At 71.4% G+C, this 18,461-nt stretch carries 9 protein-coding genes and 5 pseudogenes; 9 read left to right on the forward strand and 5 right to left on the reverse strand.

Going from position 1 to position 18,461, the window contains the following annotated elements:
* Positions 1-158: 158 nt before the first annotated feature.
* Together Prum_RS22285 and Prum_RS22290 are read right to left on the reverse strand one after the other, a co-directional pair.
* Positions 159-1,019 (reverse strand): annotated as a pseudogene (locus tag Prum_RS22285) (DUF5667 domain-containing protein); the annotation flags it as partial.
* A 177-nt stretch (positions 1,020-1,196) separates the two neighbouring features.
* A pseudogene (locus Prum_RS22290) lies at positions 1,197-2,012 on the reverse strand (ECF subfamily RNA polymerase sigma factor, BldN family); the annotation flags it as partial.
* A gap of 516 nt (positions 2,013-2,528) precedes the next feature.
* Here Prum_RS22290 and Prum_RS22295 point away from each other — a divergent pair.
* Together Prum_RS22295 and Prum_RS22300 are read left to right on the forward strand one after the other, a co-directional pair.
* On the forward strand, positions 2,529-4,091 hold the full coding sequence (locus Prum_RS22295) for an AMP-binding protein (RefSeq protein ID WP_173078272.1): 1,563 nt from the start codon (positions 2,529-2,531) through the stop codon (positions 4,089-4,091).
* 22 nt (positions 4,092-4,113) lie between these two features.
* Positions 4,114-4,359, forward strand: coding sequence for a glutaredoxin family protein (locus tag Prum_RS22300; RefSeq protein ID WP_173084034.1), 246 nt, complete (start codon positions 4,114-4,116; stop codon positions 4,357-4,359).
* Between the two features lie 74 nt (positions 4,360-4,433).
* Here the strand turns inward: Prum_RS22300 and Prum_RS22305 are convergent, their stop codons facing one another.
* Positions 4,434-5,078: an HAD family hydrolase gene (locus Prum_RS22305; protein WP_173078273.1), complete on the reverse strand. Its 645-nt coding sequence runs from the start codon at positions 5,076-5,078 to the stop codon at positions 4,434-4,436.
* A gap of 285 nt (positions 5,079-5,363) precedes the next feature.
* Between Prum_RS22305 and Prum_RS22310 the strand changes: the two genes are divergently transcribed.
* The 7 genes and pseudogenes from Prum_RS22310 to hemB all read left to right on the forward strand — a co-directional run bounded on the left by Prum_RS22310 (position 5,364) and on the right by hemB (position 13,078).
* On the forward strand, positions 5,364-6,671 hold the full coding sequence (locus Prum_RS22310; protein WP_246278033.1) for a sensor histidine kinase: 1,308 nt from the start codon (positions 5,364-5,366) through the stop codon (positions 6,669-6,671).
* Between the two features lie 28 nt (positions 6,672-6,699).
* Positions 6,700-7,350: a response regulator gene (locus Prum_RS22315; RefSeq protein ID WP_173078275.1), complete on the forward strand. Its 651-nt coding sequence runs from the start codon at positions 6,700-6,702 to the stop codon at positions 7,348-7,350.
* Positions 7,351-7,467: 117 nt separating this feature from the next.
* A pseudogene (locus Prum_RS22320) lies at positions 7,468-8,237 on the forward strand (redox-sensing transcriptional repressor Rex).
* Positions 8,234-9,586: a glutamyl-tRNA reductase gene (locus Prum_RS22325; RefSeq protein ID WP_173078276.1), complete on the forward strand. Its 1,353-nt coding sequence runs from the start codon at positions 8,234-8,236 to the stop codon at positions 9,584-9,586. The pseudogene Prum_RS22320 and the gene Prum_RS22325 overlap by 4 nt, the downstream one beginning before the upstream one ends.
* Positions 9,583-10,514: pseudogene (gene hemC, locus Prum_RS22330) on the forward strand (hydroxymethylbilane synthase). The gene Prum_RS22325 and the pseudogene hemC overlap by 4 nt, the downstream one beginning before the upstream one ends.
* A complete protein-coding gene (locus Prum_RS22335) occupies positions 10,498-12,078 on the forward strand; it encodes a bifunctional uroporphyrinogen-III C-methyltransferase/uroporphyrinogen-III synthase (protein WP_173078277.1) in 1,581 nt (526 codons plus the stop codon). The pseudogene hemC and the gene Prum_RS22335 overlap by 17 nt, the downstream one beginning before the upstream one ends.
* A 16-nt stretch (positions 12,079-12,094) precedes the next feature.
* Positions 12,095-13,078, forward strand: a complete 984-nt coding sequence (gene hemB / locus Prum_RS22340; RefSeq protein WP_173078278.1) for a porphobilinogen synthase — start codon at positions 12,095-12,097, stop codon at positions 13,076-13,078.
* A 1,050-nt stretch (positions 13,079-14,128) separates the two neighbouring features.
* Here hemB and Prum_RS22345 read toward each other — a convergent pair.
* Both Prum_RS22345 and Prum_RS22350 read right to left on the reverse strand, forming a co-directional pair.
* A pseudogene (locus Prum_RS22345) lies at positions 14,129-17,322 on the reverse strand (lamin tail domain-containing protein).
* Between the two features lie 80 nt (positions 17,323-17,402).
* Positions 17,403-18,425, reverse strand: coding sequence for a GNAT family N-acetyltransferase (locus Prum_RS22350; protein ID WP_173084037.1), 1,023 nt, complete (start codon positions 18,423-18,425; stop codon positions 17,403-17,405).
* Positions 18,426-18,461 lie beyond the last annotated feature (36 nt).

Here is an 18,461-nt window from a genome sequence, read left to right on the forward strand (position 1 = left end):
GCCGGCGTCGAGGCGGTCGGCGCGGCGGTGGACGGCGTCGTGCCGTTGCCGCCCGACGGTCCGCCCGGACCCTCGTTCTCCGTACGCGTCGGGGCCGGCTGCGCGCCGTCCCGCTGCTGCGGCTCGGTGCCCCGGCCGTTGCCGGACTGACCCTGGCCGGGCCCGGCCCAGCAGGTGCTCGGCTTGGGGCCGAGCGGGTCCGTACCAGCCGTGGCCGTGCCGCTGCAGTCGAGCGTGCCACGCAGTGCCTTGGCCCGCTGGCTCACCTGGTCGAGCAGCGTGAGCGACTCGAGGGCACGGTCGCGCGAGGCGCCGGAGATCGGGTCGAGCATCCGGGTGATCTGCTTGCGCTGGCTGGTCACGAACGAGTCGATCGCGTCCAAGGGAGTGTCGTCCTGGCGCTGCACAGCGGCCGTGTTGAGCAGCTTGACGCCCTGGCGGGTGTCGCCGTCCATGTCGCCGAGCACGTCGGCGAACCCGGCGCTGTCGCGGCGTACGGCCTCCGCCTCGGCGAGGCGGGTGCTCGCGAAGTCGAGGAAGAGCTGCCCGCGCGTCACATCCGAGCTGGCCAGGGCGAGCTGGGCCCGCTCGGTGGAGCGCTTGACGCCGTACAGTGCGTCGCCGGGCATCGCGTTTTCGCTGGCCGCGGACATGCCGGACACGGCGATCGCGCCGACCGCCACTCCGATGATCACGGCGCCGCGGGCCCGGATCCGGCGGCCGGTGAACTTGGGCCGCACCGCCTCCGGCGGGTAATCCGGCTCGGGGGCGTCCACGGCGGTCGCCCCGATGCCGTCCCGCTCCGCCTTCGCGATCAGCATCGCGCGCAGGCCGGTACGGAAGTCCGAATCGATCTCGACGTCGGGCCGGGCCGCGAGCACCCGGTCGCGTACCGAGACCAGGGAGTTGAGGTCTTCGTCGGAGCGGGAGCGTACGTGGTGACGGCGGCCGCCGTCGGCCTCGTCGAGAAGCTGCGCGAAGCGCTCGGCACGCCGGCGGTAAAAGACATCTGTGGTCACCGCGGGCACCTCCCTTCGCTGGTCACGACTGCACGGCCGGCGTGATCGCCAACCGGTGCGACGGCAGCGGAAGCCGCAAGACGGGCCTGGGGGAAGTCAGAGCCACCGCCGATCGCACCATGACAAACGCCGGGCGGCCACGTTCGGTTACGGGCAAGCCGGCGGCTGCGACCAGCGTCACGGCTGGAACCCGTCCGGCAGGAGCCGGGCGAGGGCGCGTACCGCTCGGTACTGAAGTGCCTTGATCGCGCCCTCGTTCTTGCCCATCGCCTGTGCGGTCTCGGCGACCGAAAAGCCTTGCAGGAAGCGGAGCACGATGCATTCCTGCTGCTCGGGGTTGAGCTGTTTGACGGCGGTGAGCAGGGCGACGTTGGTGATGTGGTCGACGACGGCGGCCTCCGGGCTGCCCTCCGGTCCGCGATCTTCGCGGTCCGCGTCGAGAACATCACCCGTGGTGACCTCCAGCCGGTAGCGGCCGGACTTGAAGTGGTCGGCCACCAGGTTGCGGGCGATCGTGACCAGCCAGGCGCCGAGGTCGCGGCCCTGCCAGGTGAAGCTGCCGATCCGCTTGAGCGCCCGCAGGAACGTGTCCGAGGTCAGGTCCTCGGCGAGCTGCCGGTTGCCGACCCGGAAGTAGACGAACCGGAACACCGTGTCCACGTACCGGTCGTAGATCAGGCCGAACGCCTCCGACTCGCCGGCCTGGGCCCGCTCCACCAGCGCCCACACCTCGGCGGCCGCGTCGGTGGGGTCCGGCCGGTCGGGATAGGTGGGCGGCGACGGTGGCCCGGTCTCGACGGCGGGCAGGACCGCCGTGTCGGTGTCGGATCCGCGCACGCCCGGGTCCGCCGGGTTGTGCCCCGGCGCGGGCTGGGCCGGCATCGCGGGCCGGCCGGGCGCGACGACGCGGCCGCCGATCGGCTTCGCGTTCGTGCCCGGCACGTGCCGGCCCGGCGTCTCGTTGATGTGCGGGGTCCGGTTGCGGGTGCGCCGGGTGCTCATGTCGTTCATGGCGAAGCGCAGCGTCCGCAGGCCATCGGAGAGCGCCATCTGCGCATAGAACTCTTGATACGTGTAGGCCGTCACTGCCCTCCTCCGGAACCGCGCGCAGCGTCATCTTCGGGCATGTGCCGGGTCTGGCGCGGTCCCGTGGTGATCGGGCAGAGCGCGCCATTAGGCGACACACACCCTTGAGGTGCTGGTGCGGTGCGTTAACGGGCACAGCGGCCTCCTCGGGGTGAGGGGTGTCGACTCACGGCAAAACGGGTGAGCCGACCCAGGAGATAATAGGGCCAACATCACCCACGTGTGCGGAGTCCGTTACACAGAGCCGAATTATTTACCGAAGGTGGCTAAATCCGTCGCACACCATGTGCGGCGTCGCGTTCCTGACAGCGGTAGCGCTCCCCATTCGAGTGACCAGCACAAGCGACACGCCGCGCGGCCAGCCGGGCAGCATCTGAACATCGGGTAGAGCCGAAGTAAGGCGCGTCACACTACCCTGTGACCGTGCAGGAACCAGCCGCTGAAAACCTGGCCGACTTCGTGCGTCGCGCCGCGCAATCGGGCGCTGACCGCCCGGCGCTCGTCTGGCAAGGCCAGACCACGACCTGGGGGCAGCTCGATGCCCGCGTGGACGCCATCGCACGTGGGCTTTCGGCCTTCCGATCAGCGGGTACGCCAGGGCAGCCGGCCCGGGTGGCGATAGCACTGCCCAACACGCCGGACTACGCGGTCGCGTTCTTCGGGGCGCTCCGCGCCGGTCTCGCGGCGGTGCCGGTCAATCCGGAGTTCACGGCTCGGGAACTGCTGCATGTCCTCGCCGACTCGGGGGCCGGCGTGCTGATCGGGACGGAGGAGGTCCGCACCACCGTGGCGGGACTCCGGGGAGACCTGCCAGCCCTCTCTGCCGTACCAGAGACATTGTCGGACCTCGACGGGCCCGAGGCCGCCGGCGGTGGTGGCGGTGATGATTTGGCCGTGCTGCTTTACACCTCGGGCACCGAGGGGAACCCGAAGGGCGCGATGCTGTCGCATCGGGCGCTGATCGCCAATCACACGCAGGTCGCGCGCGTAGCGCCGGAAGTGATCGGCCCGGACGACCGGATGCTGCTCGCGGTGCCGCTTTTCCACGCCTATGGGCTCAACTCGGGGCTCGGCGCGGTGGCCTACCACGGCGCGTGCGGTGTGCTCGTGGAGCGCTTCGACGCGGCGAGCGCGCTAGAGGTGATCGCCCGCGAGCGGATCACCGCGGTGGTCGGCGTCCCCTCGATGTACGTCGGCTGGTCGCGGCTGCCCGGCCTGGGCGAGGCGTTCGCGTCGGTGCGGTTCGCGGTGTGCGGGGCGGCGCCCCTGGAGTCGGCGACCGCGGCCCGGATCGCCGAGGCGACCGGGAGCCCGGTGTTCGTGGGCTACGGCCTGACCGAGACCGCGCCGGTGCTCACCTCGACGCTGCTGAGCGCCACACCGAAGGTGGGCTCGATCGGGCAGCCGATCCCGGGCGTGGAACTGCGCCTGGTCGCCGCCGACGGCGAAGACATCTGGCGCGACGGCACGGTCGACCCGGACACCGAGGACGAGCTGCTGCTGGAGCTGGAATCGCCGGGCACCGACCCGGGCGAGATCGTGGTGCGCGGCGCCAACCTCTTCTCCGGCTACTGGCCCGACGGGCGCGACGGCCCCGACCCCGACGGTTGGTGGGCGACCGGCGACGTGGCGTACGCGGACGCCGACGGCGACCTCTTCCTGGTCGACCGGCTGGGGGAGCTGATCCTGGTCAGCGGCTTCAACGTCTACCCTCACGAGGTGGAGTTGGTGCTGGACGCGTGCCCCGGCGTGGCGGAGTCCGCGGTGCTCGGCGCCCCGCATCCGTACACCGGCCAGACGGTCAAGGCGTACGTCGTGCGCGACCCGGGCAGCGAGGTCACGGTCGCGGAGGTGCTCCGGCACTGCGAGCGCAACCTGGCCCGCTTCAAGTGCCCGACGTCGATCGAGTTCGTGGATTCGCTGCCGCATTCGGCGACCGGCAAGGTGCGCAAGACGCTGCTGCGCACTCCGGGCCCCCGCGGTTAGGGGAGCCAAAGTGAGGCCGTCGTTGAGTGACGCCCGGTTGACGTTGATCACCCGTCCGGGGTGTCACCTGTGCGACGTGGCCAAGGAGGCGATCGAGCGGGTGGCGGCGGCGGCGGGGGAGCGCTGGGTGGAGGTCGACGTCACGAGCGACCAGGAGTTGGAGGCGGAGTACGGCGACCGCGTCCCGGTAACCCTGCTCGACGGCAAGGAGCACGGCTACTGGCGCGTAGAAGAGCCCCGCCTCCTCCGCGACCTAACCACCCCATAGCCCTCCTTGATCGACGCTGTTTTCCTTGATCGACGGCGTGCGGCGGCGAGCGCGCGGCGCGTGGCGGCGGGTGGTTAGGGGAGGGAGGTGGCGAGGTGGACGGCTTCGGCCAGGGTGTCGGCTACCGGTACGCCTGCGGCGTGCAGGCGTAGGGGGTCGGTGAAGCCGCCCGTGTAGAGCACGCACCGGGCGCCTACGGAGGCGGCCGCGTCGGCGTCGTCGACTGAGTCGCCGATCAGCACGGTGGACGTGCCGTCGATGCCCTGCTCGCCGAGGTGCCGGGCCAGGTACGCGGCCTTCAGGTCGCCGCCGATCGCGGAGCGCAGGCCGTCGATCCGAGCCAGCAGCGTGGTGAGCCCGTGCCGCTCGACCTCGAGCACCAGCTCGTTGTGAAACCACATGGACAGCAGCGACTGCGTGCCGGTCCAGGATCCGATGGCGCTCCGGGCGTCGGTCGCCAGCTCACAGGTTGCCAGCCCGATCCGGTACGCGTCGTGGAAGATCTTGTCGAGGCGGCCGAACTCGTCCTGGTCGAGCGGGCGCCCGAGCACCTCGGAGTAGAAGCCGGCGACCGGGCGGTGGAACGCGCGGCGATGCTCGTCGACACTCAGGGTCGGGCCGTCGATGCTGGCGAACGCCACGTTGGTCGACGAGACGACCAGCGGCAGGTCGTTGAGGAGGGTGCCGTTCCAGTCCCAGACGAGGTGAGTGCGCGCCATCGAGGCACCATACTTGGCACCCTCGACGAGATCACTTCGGTTTTGTTAAGTCCCGGTGGCGCGTACGCCGATCAAGGACTTCCGCGCCGATCAAGGGCAAACGGTCGTGGAAAAGAGATCGAACCGCGGCCGTATGCCCTTGATCGACGAGGAGGGACGAGAAGGGACGCCGATCAAGGACGAGGAGGTCAGTGCGGAGGTCAGCGGGGAGTAGGGGCAGCCCTACCCTGAAGAGGCCAGCCGACGGGATGGGAGCGAGTCGGGCCGATGCCTAGCGTCGAGGACATGACGACCACCACCGCACCAACGGGCGTCGGTGCCGAGCCGATCGCGCGCCGCCCCATGCTTCGCCAGTTGGTGACCGACTCCGGCTACGTGTTTCTCGGCTTCCCGCTGGCGCTGGCGAGCTTCATCGTGGTGATCGTCGGGCTGGCCGTCGGCGTCGGCCTTGGTATCACGATCATCGGTCTGCCGATCCTGGCCGGCGCGCTCTACGCGGCTCGGGCCTTCGCCGACATGGAGCGGTTGCGCATGCCCGGGGTGCTGCGCCAGGCCCGGGTCCGCCCGTACTACCGCACCGTCGACCCGGCTGCCACCGTCTGGCGGCGGGTCCTGGTGCCGATCGCCGACACCCAGTCCTGGCTCGATCTGGCCCACGCCGTCGTGCGGCTCCCGATCGCCATCTTCTCATTCGTCGTCACGGTGACGTGGTGGGCCGGGGCGATCGGCGGCACGCTCTACTGGACGTACGCCTGGACGATCCCGGAAGGCCCCGACGACCAGGATCTCGCCGACCTGCTCGGGCTGGGCAACTCGATCGGTGCCCGGATCGGCCTCTACACCGCGCTCGGCGTGTTCTTCTTGATCACTCTGCCGCTCGTCGTGCGGGGCTGCGCGCTCCTGGAGGCCAGCTTCGGCCGCGTCCTGCTCACCGGGGTCGCCGAGATGCGCAACCGGATCACGGTGCTGGAGGAGCAGAAGCGGGCGGCCGTGTCGGCGGAGGCGAACGCGCTGCGCCGGCTCGAACGCGACATCCACGACGGCCCGCAGCAGCGCCTGGTCCGGCTCGCCATGGATCTGGGCCGGGCCCAGCAGCAGCTCGACACCGACCCGGAGGCCGTACGCCGGACCCTGGACGAGGCCCTCACCCAGACCCGGGACACGCTCAACGAGCTGCGTTCGCTCTCCCGGGGCATCGCGCCGCCGATCCTGGTCGACCGCGGCCTGCCCAGCGCCCTCGCCGCGCTGGCCGGCCGCGGCGTGATCCCGGTCGACCTCTCCGTCGACCCCACCCTGGGTACGCCGGGCGGCCGGCTCGAGCCGGCGGTGGAGAACACGGCGTACTTCGTGGTCGCCGAGGCGCTCACCAACATCGCCAAGCACAGCCGGGCGACCGAGTGCTGGGTCAGCGTCGCCCGCGACGGTGACCTTCTCCGGATCGCGATCATCGACGATGGGGAGGGTGGGGCGCACGTCTCCAAGGGGCACGGCCTGTCCGGCATCGCCGACCGGCTGCGCGCGGGCGGCGGAACGCTCGACGTGGTGAGCCCGACCGGCGGACCGACCGAGGTGCGCGGAGAGCTGCCGTGCTAAGCGGAGAGCTGCCGTGCTAGAAAGCCCCATGCGTGTCGTGATCGCCGATGACGCGGTCCTCCTCCGGGAGGGTCTCGTCCGGCTCCTGACCGAGCACGGCCACGAGGTGCTCGCCGCGGTCGGCGACGGCGAGAGCCTCGTCGAGGCGATCGTGACCCACCGCCCCGACATCTCGATCGTCGACGTACGGATGCCGCCGTCCCACACGGACGAGGGGCTGCGCGCCGCGGTCGCCGCCCGCGCGCAGGTGCCGCGCACGCCGATCCTGGTGCTTTCCCAGTACGTCGAGGTGTCGTACGCGGACGACCTGCTCGCCGACCGGGCCGGCGGGGTCGGCTACCTGCTCAAGGACCGGGTCGCCGCGATCGCCGAGTTCCTGGACGCGGTGGGCCGGGTGGCCAGCGGCGGCACCGTGCTCGACCCCGAGGTGGTCAGCCAACTCCTCGTCCGCCGTCGCCGGGACGACCCGCTGCGCGAGCTGACTCCGCGCGAGCGGGAGGTGCTGGCGTTGATGGCCGAGGGGCGGTCCAACACGGCGATCGCCCGCGCCTTGGTGGTGAGCGACGGCGCGGTGGAAAAGCACGTTCGTAACATCTTCACCAAGCTTCAACTCCCGCCCGACGAGGAACAGCATCGCCGTGTGCTGGCCGTCCTGGCGTATCTGGGCGCACCCGCTTGATCAAGATCGCGATTTGTGCACGCCTTCACAAGCGCCTAGTCTGTTAACCCGTAGCGCCCCGCTAGCACAGTTCCTCACGGCTGTCGACGGCGGGTTCCCCACGGAGCACGGAGTCTCATGAGTCAGCAGCGCCCCGGCGATTCGTCCGGTCGGCACGCGGTCCCGGCGCTTCCGGACCTCCCGGAGGCCACGGTTGCCCGGCTACCCGAATATTTGCGTGCGCTGCACAACCTGGCCGAGGCCGGCAACGACACCGTCTCCAGCGAGGGCCTGGCCGCTGCGGCGGGGGTCAACTCGGCGAAGCTGCGCAAGGACCTCTCGCACCTCGGGTCGTACGGCACGCGGGGCGTGGGCTACGACGTCGCCCTGCTGATCGAGCAGATCGAGTACGTCCTCGGGCTGCACCAGCGCCGGGCGGTCGCCTTGGTCGGCGTGGGTAACCTTGGTCACGCCCTGGCCGGGTACGCCGGGTTCGGCAGTCGCGGGTTCCGCATAGCCGCCCTCTTCGACGCCGACCCCAGCCGGGTCGGCGAGCGGATAAATGGCCTGGTCGTACAGCACATCGAGGACCTGCCCGAGATCGCCGCGGCCGAGTCGATCGCCATCGGCGTGATCGCGACCCCCGCGGCGGCCGCGCAGAGCGTGGCGGATCAGTTGGTCGCCGCTGGTGTCACGAGCATCCTCAACTTCGCTCCTTGCGTACTCTCGGTACCTGAGGGGTCGACGTGCGCAAGGTTGATCTCGCCATCGAGCTGCAGATACTTTCGTTCCACGAGCACCGCAAGGCATCGCTGACCTCGTTGCCGGCCGCCGGTCCCTCAGGTGGCCTCACGGCGTTGCCGGGCGGGCTCTCGGCGACCGGCACCGAGGAGGCGGTCGGCACGTGAACCTGATCGTCGTAGGCGCTTCCTACCGCACCGCTCCGGTGTCGATCCTGGAGCAGGTCGCGGTCTCGCCGGCCGAGGTGGACGGCATGCTCGACCGGCTGCTCGCCCAGCAGTACGTCAGCGAGGCGGTCGTCCTGTCCACCTGCAACCGGGTCGAGGTGTACGCCGCGGTCAACGGCTTCCACGGCGGCCTGGGTGAGATCTGCGGCGTGCTCGCCGAGCGCGCCGGCTGTACGGCGAACGACCTGGCCAACCACCTCTACGTGCACTACGACGCGGCGGCCGTGCGGCACACGTTCCGGGTCGCCACCGGGCTCGACTCGATGGTCGTCGGCGAGGCGCAGATCCTCGGCCAGCTCCGCGACGCGTACCAGGCGGCGACCGACCGGGACAGCGCCGGGCGGGTGCTGCACGAGCTGATGCAGCAGGCGCTGCGGGTGGGCAAGCGGGCGCACACCGAGACCGGCATCGACCGGGCCGGCCAGAGCGTGGTGACCGCGGCGCTCGGCCTGGCCGCGTCCGTGCTGGCGGGCGACCACGACTGCCTGCTGGGCGTCGACTGCGAGCACCCGACCACCGAGCTGGCCGGCCGGCCCGCCCTGGTCGTCGGTGCCGGGGCGATGGGCGCGCTGTCCCTGGCCACGCTGTCGCGTTCCGGCGCCGGTCCGTTGACCGTCACCAACCGCGGCGCCGAGCGGGCCGAGCGGCTCGCCGAGGCGTACGGCGCGACGGCCGTGCCGTTCGCCGAGCTGGCCGACGCGCTGGCGAGCGTCGACGTGGTGGCCACCGCCACCGCGTCCACCGAGCACGTGCTGACCCGCGAGGCCGTGGCGCGCGCCATCGAGGGCCGCGACCGCCCGCTGGTTATCCTGGACCTGGCCGTGCCCCGCGACGTGGAGCCGGCCGCCGCCGAGCTGCCGGGCGTCGTGGTGGTCGACATCGACCGGTTGGCGGCCAGCCTCCGTACCGGCCCGGCCGCCGCCGACGAGGCCGCGGTCGAGACGATCGTGGCGAGCGAGGTCGAGGCGTTCCTGGCCTGGCTGCGCGGCGCCGACGTCGCCCCCACCGTGGCCGCCCTGCGCACCCGTGCCGACGACGTCGTGGCCGCCGAGCTGCGCCGGCTGTCCCAGCGCCGGCCGGACCTGTCCGACGAGCAGCGCGCCGACGTCGCGCACACCGTCCACCGGGTGGTGCAGCGCCTGCTGCACTCGCCGACCGTACGGGTGCGCCAGCTCGCCGCCGAGCCGGGCGGCGACCAGTACGCGGCCCTGCTGCGGGAGCTCTTCGACCTTGAGGTGCCGCAGAGCGCACAGGTGCAGGACCTGCCCGATCTGGAGGGCGACGCGTGACGCTGCGGCTCGGCACTCGGGGAGTGCGCTGGCGCTGGCCCAATCCCAGCAGGTCGCCGAGGCGCTGCGCGCCGCGACCGGGCGGGAGGTGGAGCTGGTGGAGATCGTCACGGCCGGCGATCGCTCGTCGGCCCCGGTCCAGCAACTGGGCGTCGGCGTGTTCGTGTCCGCCCTGCGGGACGCGCTCGGCGCCAAGGAGATCGACTTCGCGGTCCACTCGTACAAGGACCTGCCCACCGCCGTACACGATGGATTGCGCATCGCGGCCGTACCCCCGCGTGAAGACCCACGCGACGCGCTGGTGGCCAGCGGCGGCCGCACTCTCGCGGAGCTGCCGCCCGGCGCCCGCATCGGCACCGGCGCGCTGCGCCGGATGGCGCAGCTGCACGCCCTCGGCCTGCAGCTGGAGGTCGTGCCGATCCGCGGCAACGTCGACACCCGGCTGCGCAAGGTCAGCGAGGGCGAGTTGGACGCCGTCGTGCTGGCTCGCGCCGGGATCGTCCGGCTGGGGCGCGCCGCGGAGATCACCGAGACTCTCGATCCGATGCTCATGCTGCCCGCCCCGGCCCAGGGTGCGCTCGCGGTGGAGTGCCGGGCCGATGACCAGGACCTGGTCGAGCTGCTTGGGAGGCTCGACCATGCAGCGACCCGCGCCGCGGTCACCGCGGAACGGGCGCTGCTGGCCACGCTGGAGGCCGGGTGCAGTGCTCCGGTGGCCGCCTTCGCCGAGGTCGCCGAGGGCGACGACGGTGATGAGATCTACCTGCGCGGTGCGGTTATCAGCCCGGATGGCACCCGAGACATCCGGCTTTCCCGCACCGGTACGCCCGCCGCCGCGGTAGAGATTGGACGCGCGCTCGCCGCCGATCTCTTCGAGGCAGGCGCCGAGACCCTACTTGGGAGCACAGAAAATGAGCCGCACCCGTAAGCCCGCAGGCCGTATCGCGTTCGTCGGTGCGGGGCCCGGCGACCCTGGCCTGCTGACCCGCCGTGCGCACGCCGCCCTGGTCGACGCGGACCAGGTCATCTACGACCGTGGCGTCTCCGAGCCGCTGCTCGACGCGATCCGCGTTGAGGCGAAGCCGGACACCCAGTTCACCCCGGCCGAGGGGGCGCCGGGCGACGTGGCCAAGGTGCTGCTCTCCGCGGCCCGCTCCGGCCTGTCGGCGGTGCATCTCGTCGCCGGCGACCCGTTCGGCCACGACTCCGTGGTCAAGGAGGTGCAGGCGGTCGCGCGTACCGCCGTGCACTTCGAGGTGGTGCCCGGGGTGGGCCAGGCCGAGGGCGTCGCCACGTACGCCGGCGTGCCGCTGCCCGGCGTCCGCACCGCCGCCGACGTCGACGACGTCTCCGCGCTGGACTTCGAGGCGCTCGCCGCGGCCATCCTCCGCGGCTCGCTCGCGCTCGCCGTCGACGCGGGCGACCTCGCCGCCGTACGCGACGGGCTGCTCGCGGCCGGCGTCGACGGCACCACGGCGGTCGGCGTGACCGGCGACGGCACCGGCGAGACGCAGTACACGACGACGTCCACGGTGGACAGCTTCGTCGCGGCCGCGCTCGGCTTCACCGGCCGCGTCGTGCTCACCCTCGGCGGGGGCGTCGCCCACCGCGACAAGCTGAGCTGGTGGGAAAACCGCCCACTGTACGGCTGGAAGGTGCTCGTTCCGCGCACCAAGGAGCAGGCCGGCGTGATGAGCGAGCACCTGCGCGCCTACGGTGCGATCCCGTGCGAGGTGCCGACGATCGCCGTCGAGCCGCCGCGCACCCCGGCCCAGATGGAGCGGGCCGTCAAGGGCCTGGTCGACGGCCGGTACGCGTGGGTCGTCTTCACCTCCGTCAACGCGGTGCGCGCGGTGTGGGAGAAGTTCGCCGAGCACGGCCTCGACGCCCGCCACTTCGGCGGCGTGAAGATCGCCTGCATCGGCGAGGCCACCGCCGACGCGGTGCGCGCCTTCGGCATCCAGCCCGAGCTGGTGCCGTCCGGTGAGCAGTCGAGCGAGGGACTGCTGGCCGAGTTCTCGCCGCACGACGAGATCCTCGACCCGGTCGGCCGGGTGCTGCTGCCGCGCGCCGATATCGCCACCGAGACGCTGGCCGCCGGGCTCACCGAGCGTGGCTGGGAGGTCGACGACGTCACCGCGTACCGCACGGTGCGCGCGGCGCCGCCGCCGGCCGAGATCCGGGACGCTATTAAATCGGGCGGTTTCGATGCGGTTCTCTTCACGTCGTCCTCGACCGTGCGTAACCTGGTGGGTATCGCAGGCAAGCCGCACACCCGTACCGTGGTCGCCGTGATCGGCCCGAAGACGGCCGAAACGGCGACGGAATTCGGCCTGCGGGTCGACGTCCAGCCGCCCCACGCGTCCGTGCCGGACCTGGTCGAGGCCCTCGCCGGGTACGCCGTGGAACTGCGCGACAAGCTGGCCGCGATGCCGGCCAAGCAGCGCCGCGGGTCGAAGGTGCAGGGCCCGACTGCGCTCCGTTTCCGCTGAGACCTGAGGTCCCGTCATGTCGTACCCCGATGTCCGGCCCCGCCGCCTGCGCCGCACGCCGGCGCTGCGGCGGATGGTCGAGGAGACCCGGGTAGCGCCGTCCGAGCTGGTGCTGCCGATGTTCGTCAAGGAAGGGCTGACCGAGCCGCGCCCGATCGCCTCGATGCCGGGCGTCATGCAGCATTCCCGCGACTCGCTGCGCAAGGCGGTGGTCGAGGCGGTGCAGGCCGGCGTGGGCGGCGTCATGCTCTTCGGCGTGCCCCTCGCCAAGGATCCCACCGGCTCCGGCGGCACCGACCCGCACGGCATCCTCAACGTGGCCCTTCGCGACGTGGTGGCCGAGGTCGGCGACGCCACCGTGGTGATGAGCGATCTGTGCCTGGACGAGTTCACCTCGCACGGGCACTGCGGGCTGCTCGCCCCCGACGGGACGGTCGACAACGACGCGACGCTCGCGGCGTACGCGGAAATGGCCGTCGCCCAGGCGGCGGCCGGCGCCGGCATGGTCGGCCCGTCCGGCATGATGGACGGCCAGGTCGGCGTGGTCCGCAAGGCCCTCGACGCGGCCGGTTACCAGGACGTGGCGATCCTGGCCTACGCGGTCAAGTACGCGTCGGCGTTCTACGGCCCCTTCCGCGACGCGGTCGAGTCCTCGCTGCAAGGGGACCGGCGCACGTACCAGCAGGACCCGCCCAACATCCGCGAGGCGCTGCGCGAGGTGGCCCTGGACGTGGCCGAGGGCGCGGACGTCGTGATGGTCAAGCCCGCGCTGCCCTACCTGGACGTGGTGGCCGCGGTACGGGCGGCCGTCGACGTCCCGGTGGCCGCGTACCAGATCTCCGGCGAGTACTCGATGGTCGAGGGGGCCGCCGCCAGCGGCTGGATCGACCGCGAGCGCGCGATGCTGGAGACGATCACGTCGATCCGCCGCGCCGGCGCCCAGATCATCCTCACGTACTGGGCCGTCGAAGCCGCCAGACTCCTCCGCACCCGCTACTGACCCCTCTCCGCGCCGCGCCCCTTCTCCGCGCCGCGCCCGTGCCCGCTCTCCGCGTCGCGTCGGGCCCGCTCTCCGCGTCGCGTCGGGCCCGCTCTCCGCGTCGCGTCGGGCCCGCTCTCCGCGTCGATCAAGGGCATATGGTCGTGGTTTGATGTCTTTTCCACGACCGTTTGCCCTTGATCGACGCGAAAGTCCTTGATCGACGGGCAGCGAGGGAGCGAGGGCCGTCGAGGGCGAGGCGAGGGCCGTCCCGCCCCGGTAGGGGGTCCCTGTTGGGCGTTGCGGCGTGAGTGGGGCGCCCCTACTCCCCTCAGGACGGTGAGCGGGGCGCCCTCAAGGCCGGGTAGTTAAGGGAATCAGGTCCATGTCGAGCGCTGATGTGACGCGGCCATCGCCCTCGACTTTGGTGACTGTGTCGAGAAGTTGCCCGCCCAGGGGCAACTGTTCGCCACGGTCGCGGCGTACGTCGGCCCTGCCGTCGATCACATCACCGGCCCGGTGGGCGGACCGGGATCCAATGGCCGGTCATATCGGATACATCCGGGTGCAGGCCCGGCCCGCCCCTGGCCAAGGTCGAAGCTGGCGGTAGATCTAGACGAGTTAGGGCTCGATGTCAGCCATAACTCGTCTAGATCTACCCCGCCTCGTCGTCGCGGCCTTGACGTCCGCACCGGCCCCTGATGTTGCGGCCATGGAGGGCGCCCCTGTTGTGCGCTATCTGGTGGCAGGGGGGTGTCATCAGGGTCAGGTGACCGCGTCGTTCCCGATCACCCGGACGGTGTGACCCGGCTCCTGCGGTGATCATGAAGTTGACGCCCGGGGAGAGCCTTCTCCCTGCCGCTAACTTCATGATCACCGCAGGCTGGCGTGACAGCGCCCAGGAATCCTTAACTACCCGGCCTTGAGGGCGCCCCACTTGCGCCGGCGGAACCAATAGGGGCGCCCTACTCGGGCGGAAGTCGGGGGAACCCGCTCCATTTCAAGCGACGATTCGCCACGAGCCCCACCGCGTGGGCACCCGCTGGAATTGCGGGTGCCCACAGGACGCGGTCAGTCGTCGTTCAGGATGGTGCCGATGGCGATGGGGTCGCCCTGCCACTGGCCGGGCACGGAGCCCACCACGAGCGCCAGCGTCTCGTTGCCTTCACGCTTGCGGTCGCCGCGTACGGAGACCGTGAACGTCGCCGACGTCTGTCCGGTGCCGAGCACCGTGCACCGGATCAGCGGCTCGAAGTCGGAGCCGGCGGACGCGGTCAGGCCCAGCGTCGCCGCGCACAGCACGATCGGCGCAGGTACCGGCCGGGACGCCACCACGGTGAACGTCATGGACGTCTTGCCGCTGTTGCCCTCGGCCACCGACACGTCCGCGATCGACAGCGTCGGGCGGGAGCGGAACCTGGCGACCTGCGGGTCGTGGTCGCTGGAGCCGCGCGACCCGTCGCCGTCGAAGTCGGCGGCCCAGTCGGCGTTGATGTGCGCGGCGCGGATCTGGACCAGGTCGTCGTGCAGCAGCGGGCTGACGAAGAGGTGGTCCAGCGTCTGCGCCTGGCCCTGGAAGACGTACGAGTACGCCGACTCGGGCTTGTCCGCCGCCAGGTTCTCCCACAGGTTTTGCAGGCCGGCGTCGTACAGCGGGGCGAGCTGGTCGGAGGCCGGCTGCACCGGGTCGTCGGGGCGGGGAAGACGTTCAGGTCGCCGCCGTAGACGATCCGGGCGGAGCCGAGGGCGGCGACGATCGCGGCGCCGTACGCGGCCTGCTCGCGGCGCTGGCCGACGCGGGCATCCGGGGTGGACGAATAGTGGTTGCTGATCGCCCACACCGTGAAGGTGTCCGCCGAACCCGGCGCGGCCGCCACCGTGAACTTGCCGACCTGCGGGGCGCGGGTGTAGACGTCCGAGCCGTCCACGCCGGTGGAGGTGTCCACGTCGGCGGGCAGGTCGGCGTTGAGCGACTTCGGGTTCTGTACGTCGGCGTTGTACGCCAGGCCGGGCGCCCGGTACGACACGGTGGGCGCCGAGCCGAGCACCGGGTCGCCGGCGGTGGCCGGGGCCAACCAGACCCGGTCGGTGCGGTAGAGGAACGCCGCCGTGATGCCGCGGTCGTCGGCGCCGTCCCGGTCGTACGCCGCCGCGTAGGCGGGCCCGCCGGACGAGCCGATCCGCAGCGCGAGCTCCTGCAGGGTGTCGGGTGCGCCGTCCGCGTTGTCCACCGCACCGCACACCAGCGCGCCGCCGGAGACGGTGCAGATGTCCTGGTCTTCGGCCTCTTGCACGAGGATCAGGTCGGGCGCGTGCAGGTCGTTGATGATCTGGTCGGCGAGGTTGCCGAGCTGCTCCTGGTACTCGGCGTCGGAGGCCGGTACGTAGTCGAACGGCGGGCTGACCCCGGTGCACCCGGAGTTTCCGGCGAAGTCGCAGCCGTCGAACGGGTCGTCGCGGTAGTCGTACAGGTTCTCCACGTTGTACGTGGCGACCGCGAACTCCCGGTCGCGCTTGGCGGGCGCGGGCGAAGGACCGGAGGCGGGCGAGAGGCCGTCGGCGAAACTAGCCGACGAAGCCTGTACACCGTACTTCTCGAAGGAGAAGTACAGGCCGCCCACCGCGTCGGCGGTCAGCGTGTCGAAGGTGTGCGCGGGCGGGAGGAGCGTCGTGTTGTCCTGCGCGGCCCACTTCACGCCCATGCTGCCGAGCATGATGCGCTCACCGTTGCCGTCCGCCACCTGATCGCTCGGGTGCGCGTCGCGGAACACCCGCCGGCCGTACGGGTTGGCCCGGTCGAGCACCGCGGAGTCCTTGTCCACCAACCAGATCTCCGAGTCGGCGGTGGAGGCGAAGTTGTCCCGCCCGGCGACCACGCCGCTGCCGGACCGGACCTTGATCTGCGTGCCCTCGTGCCGCTCCCAGAACCGGTCGGCGTCGGCCAGCACGGTCGGCGGCGTGGCGTCCGTGACGTCTACTTCGGACACCCCACTCTCGACCAGACGGACGAGCGAGGCGCTGGAGAGCTGGGTCAGGTTGAAGAACTCGGAGACCCGGGCGCGCAGCACGACCTCGTCGCCGACGGTCGGGACGTACCCGCCGATGAGCGACGTGAACGCACCCATGAAGACGAAGATGCCGTCCGACGTCAGCGGGTCGCCATCGGAGGCGCCGGCCCGGCTCTGCAGGAAGAAGCCGTACTGGTTGGCGCCGGCCGAGGTGCGGGCGAGCGTGCGCTGCGTGATGACACCGCGTACGTCGTAGAGCGTGCTGCTCGTGCCGTTGCCGGAGGCGGGCGCGAGCGGCGACCGGTCGGTCTTGCCGGCTTCCGCGTCGGTGGTCTGGCCCTGCACCTCGCCGACGGTCAGCACGGTGGTCACCTGGACGGTGAAGCCGCAGGTGGCGGTCGTGCCGTCGGTGTCGGTGGAGGTGACCGTCACCGGGTACGAGCCGGGCGACAGGCCCGCCGAGGCGGTGATCTCGGCGGTCGCGGTGCCGCCGACGGTGGCCGCGGGCGTGAACGCGGTACGGGAGATCAGCGGCGTGCCCGCGGTGACGGCCAGGTCCACGATGGTGTCGTCGGTGTCGGTGGCGGTCACCGTGCGGGTGGCCGCGACACCGTCCGAGGTGGTCAGCGTGCCGCCGCAGGCCAGCGCCGCCGGAGCGTCGCCGCCGTCCAGCGTGTGCGCACCGAGTCCGTCGAACGTGTCGGTCGCGAAGCCGGCCCACTGCGCCGCCGGGTCGAAGGCGTCATCGGCGACGGTGTCGCCGGCAGAAAGGGTCGGCAGCCGGCGCAGCGTGTTGTCAGCCGTGCTGGTCAGGCCGGTGCCCCACTCCGTACCCGGATCCGTGCCCACCTGCCCGAACGCGTCGACCACGGTGCCGGCGGGACCACCCTTGGTCAGCACGATCGCGTCGTCGCCGTTGAACAGGCCCGCGCCGGTCGTCTGGTCGGCCTGGGCGAGGATCGCCGCCGACGCGGACGAGTGGGCGAACACGAACACGTCGCCGTCCGCCACCGTGCCGCCCAGCGCGACGGTGAGTCCCGCGGTGGTCGCTCCGTTGAAGTAGACCTGCAGCTGGTAGGCGCCGGCGGTCAGGTCGACGGGTGCGCCGGTGCCGTTGTATATCTCGATCGCCTTGTTGTTCGACGAACCTTCGATGTATTCCGAGATGAACAGGTCCGTCGGCGCGGCGTAAGCCACGGCGGGTACGAGCCCGACCGACGCGACTGTGATCGCGAGTAGGGCGCACAAGCGGCGCATGGAGCCTCCAGGCGTGAGGGATCAACGCACGTTAAGGCGTCGATCCGTCGCGCGTCTATCGGCTGGGTGTCAGTTAGATGTCACGTTTTCGGATCGAGGCGGTGCAGCAGCTCCGCCACGTCCGCGCCGTACTCGTACCACTCGCGGTCCGGCTGGAACCCGAGCTCGGCGTTGACCTTCAGCATCGGCTCGTTGTCGAGCGCGTTCCACGTCTGCACCTCGGCGAGGTCGGGCTCGGCCGAGCGCAGCTCGAAGAGCATCCGTGCCTTGATCGCCCGGTCGATGCCGTAGCCGCGGTGGTCCGGCACGACGATCGTGTCGTACTGGTCGGCCCGGGTCGGGTGCTGCGCCGGCACCACGACCTCGGTCAGCCCGGCCACCGCACCGGTGCGCTCGTGGATCGCGAGCACGATGTACGGCTTCATGCCGCGCCGGTGCAGGCAGGCCAGGCTCTCCCGGAGCCGCTGCGGATCGTACGAGCTGGGGCGCAGGTCGAGGTCGCCGTCGTCAATGTCGCGCATCGCCGACTTGGCCACCGCGTACGCCTCGATGAGGTCGTCACCCGGCCCGCCGGGGAAGAACTCCACCCGGTAGCCGTTGCTGATGCTGCCGGCCATCTCGCCCAACGCCATCCAGTCCACCGTGGACAGCTTAAGCACGCTGCGTGTTTCGACGTACTCCCGCTCGAAGCCGAGCGACTCGTAGAACGCCACCGCCGGGGTGCCGCCGACCACCTCGACGCCGATCGACGAGAAGCCCTCGTCGTACGCCCGCCGCACCGCCTTGGTCAGCATCTGGCGGGCCAGGCCGGTGCGCCGCAGGGACGGGTGCACGAAGAGCTCGACCACGCCGATGTCGCCGAGCAGCAGCACGTTGGTGTGTCCGAGTAGTCGTCCGGGCGCCCCGTCCGGGCCCGGCTCCTCCTCGGCGATCCACGAGATCCGTCGCTCGCCAGGCATGGTCTCGGACTGGTACTCCCGAAGGGAGGCGTCCTGCCACAACGGATCTTCCGGGAGGTCGGCCGCGAGCACCGCGTTGAGAGTGTCCAGCAGGGACCCAATCTCCGCGGACGACGCAGTCCGAGGATCCCACTCGCGCACCATCACCCGTATAGCTTGCCGTCAACCGAACGTGAGCGG

The organism is Phytohabitans rumicis, assembly GCF_011764445.1.
GTDB lineage: Bacteria > Actinomycetota > Actinomycetes > Mycobacteriales > Micromonosporaceae > Phytohabitans > Phytohabitans rumicis.

What these genes read in the sequence shown, in the direction of transcription:
- Prum_RS22310 (WP_246278033.1), top strand. Translation starts at nt 5,364, where the DNA reads ATGACGACCACCACCGCACCAACGGGCGTCGGTGCCGAGCCGATCGCG.
- Prum_RS22305 (WP_173078273.1), bottom strand. Translation starts at nt 5,078, where the DNA reads ATGGCGCGCACTCACCTCGTCTGGGACTGGAACGGCACCCTCCTCAAC.
- Prum_RS22315 (WP_173078275.1), top strand. Translation starts at nt 6,700, where the DNA reads ATGCGTGTCGTGATCGCCGATGACGCGGTCCTCCTCCGGGAGGGTCTC.
- Prum_RS22335 (WP_173078277.1), top strand. Translation starts at nt 10,498, where the DNA reads ATGAGCCGCACCCGTAAGCCCGCAGGCCGTATCGCGTTCGTCGGTGCG.
- Prum_RS22350 (WP_173084037.1), bottom strand. Translation starts at nt 18,425, where the DNA reads ATGGTGCGCGAGTGGGATCCTCGGACTGCGTCGTCCGCGGAGATTGGG.
- hemB (WP_173078278.1), top strand. Translation starts at nt 12,095, where the DNA reads ATGTCGTACCCCGATGTCCGGCCCCGCCGCCTGCGCCGCACGCCGGCG.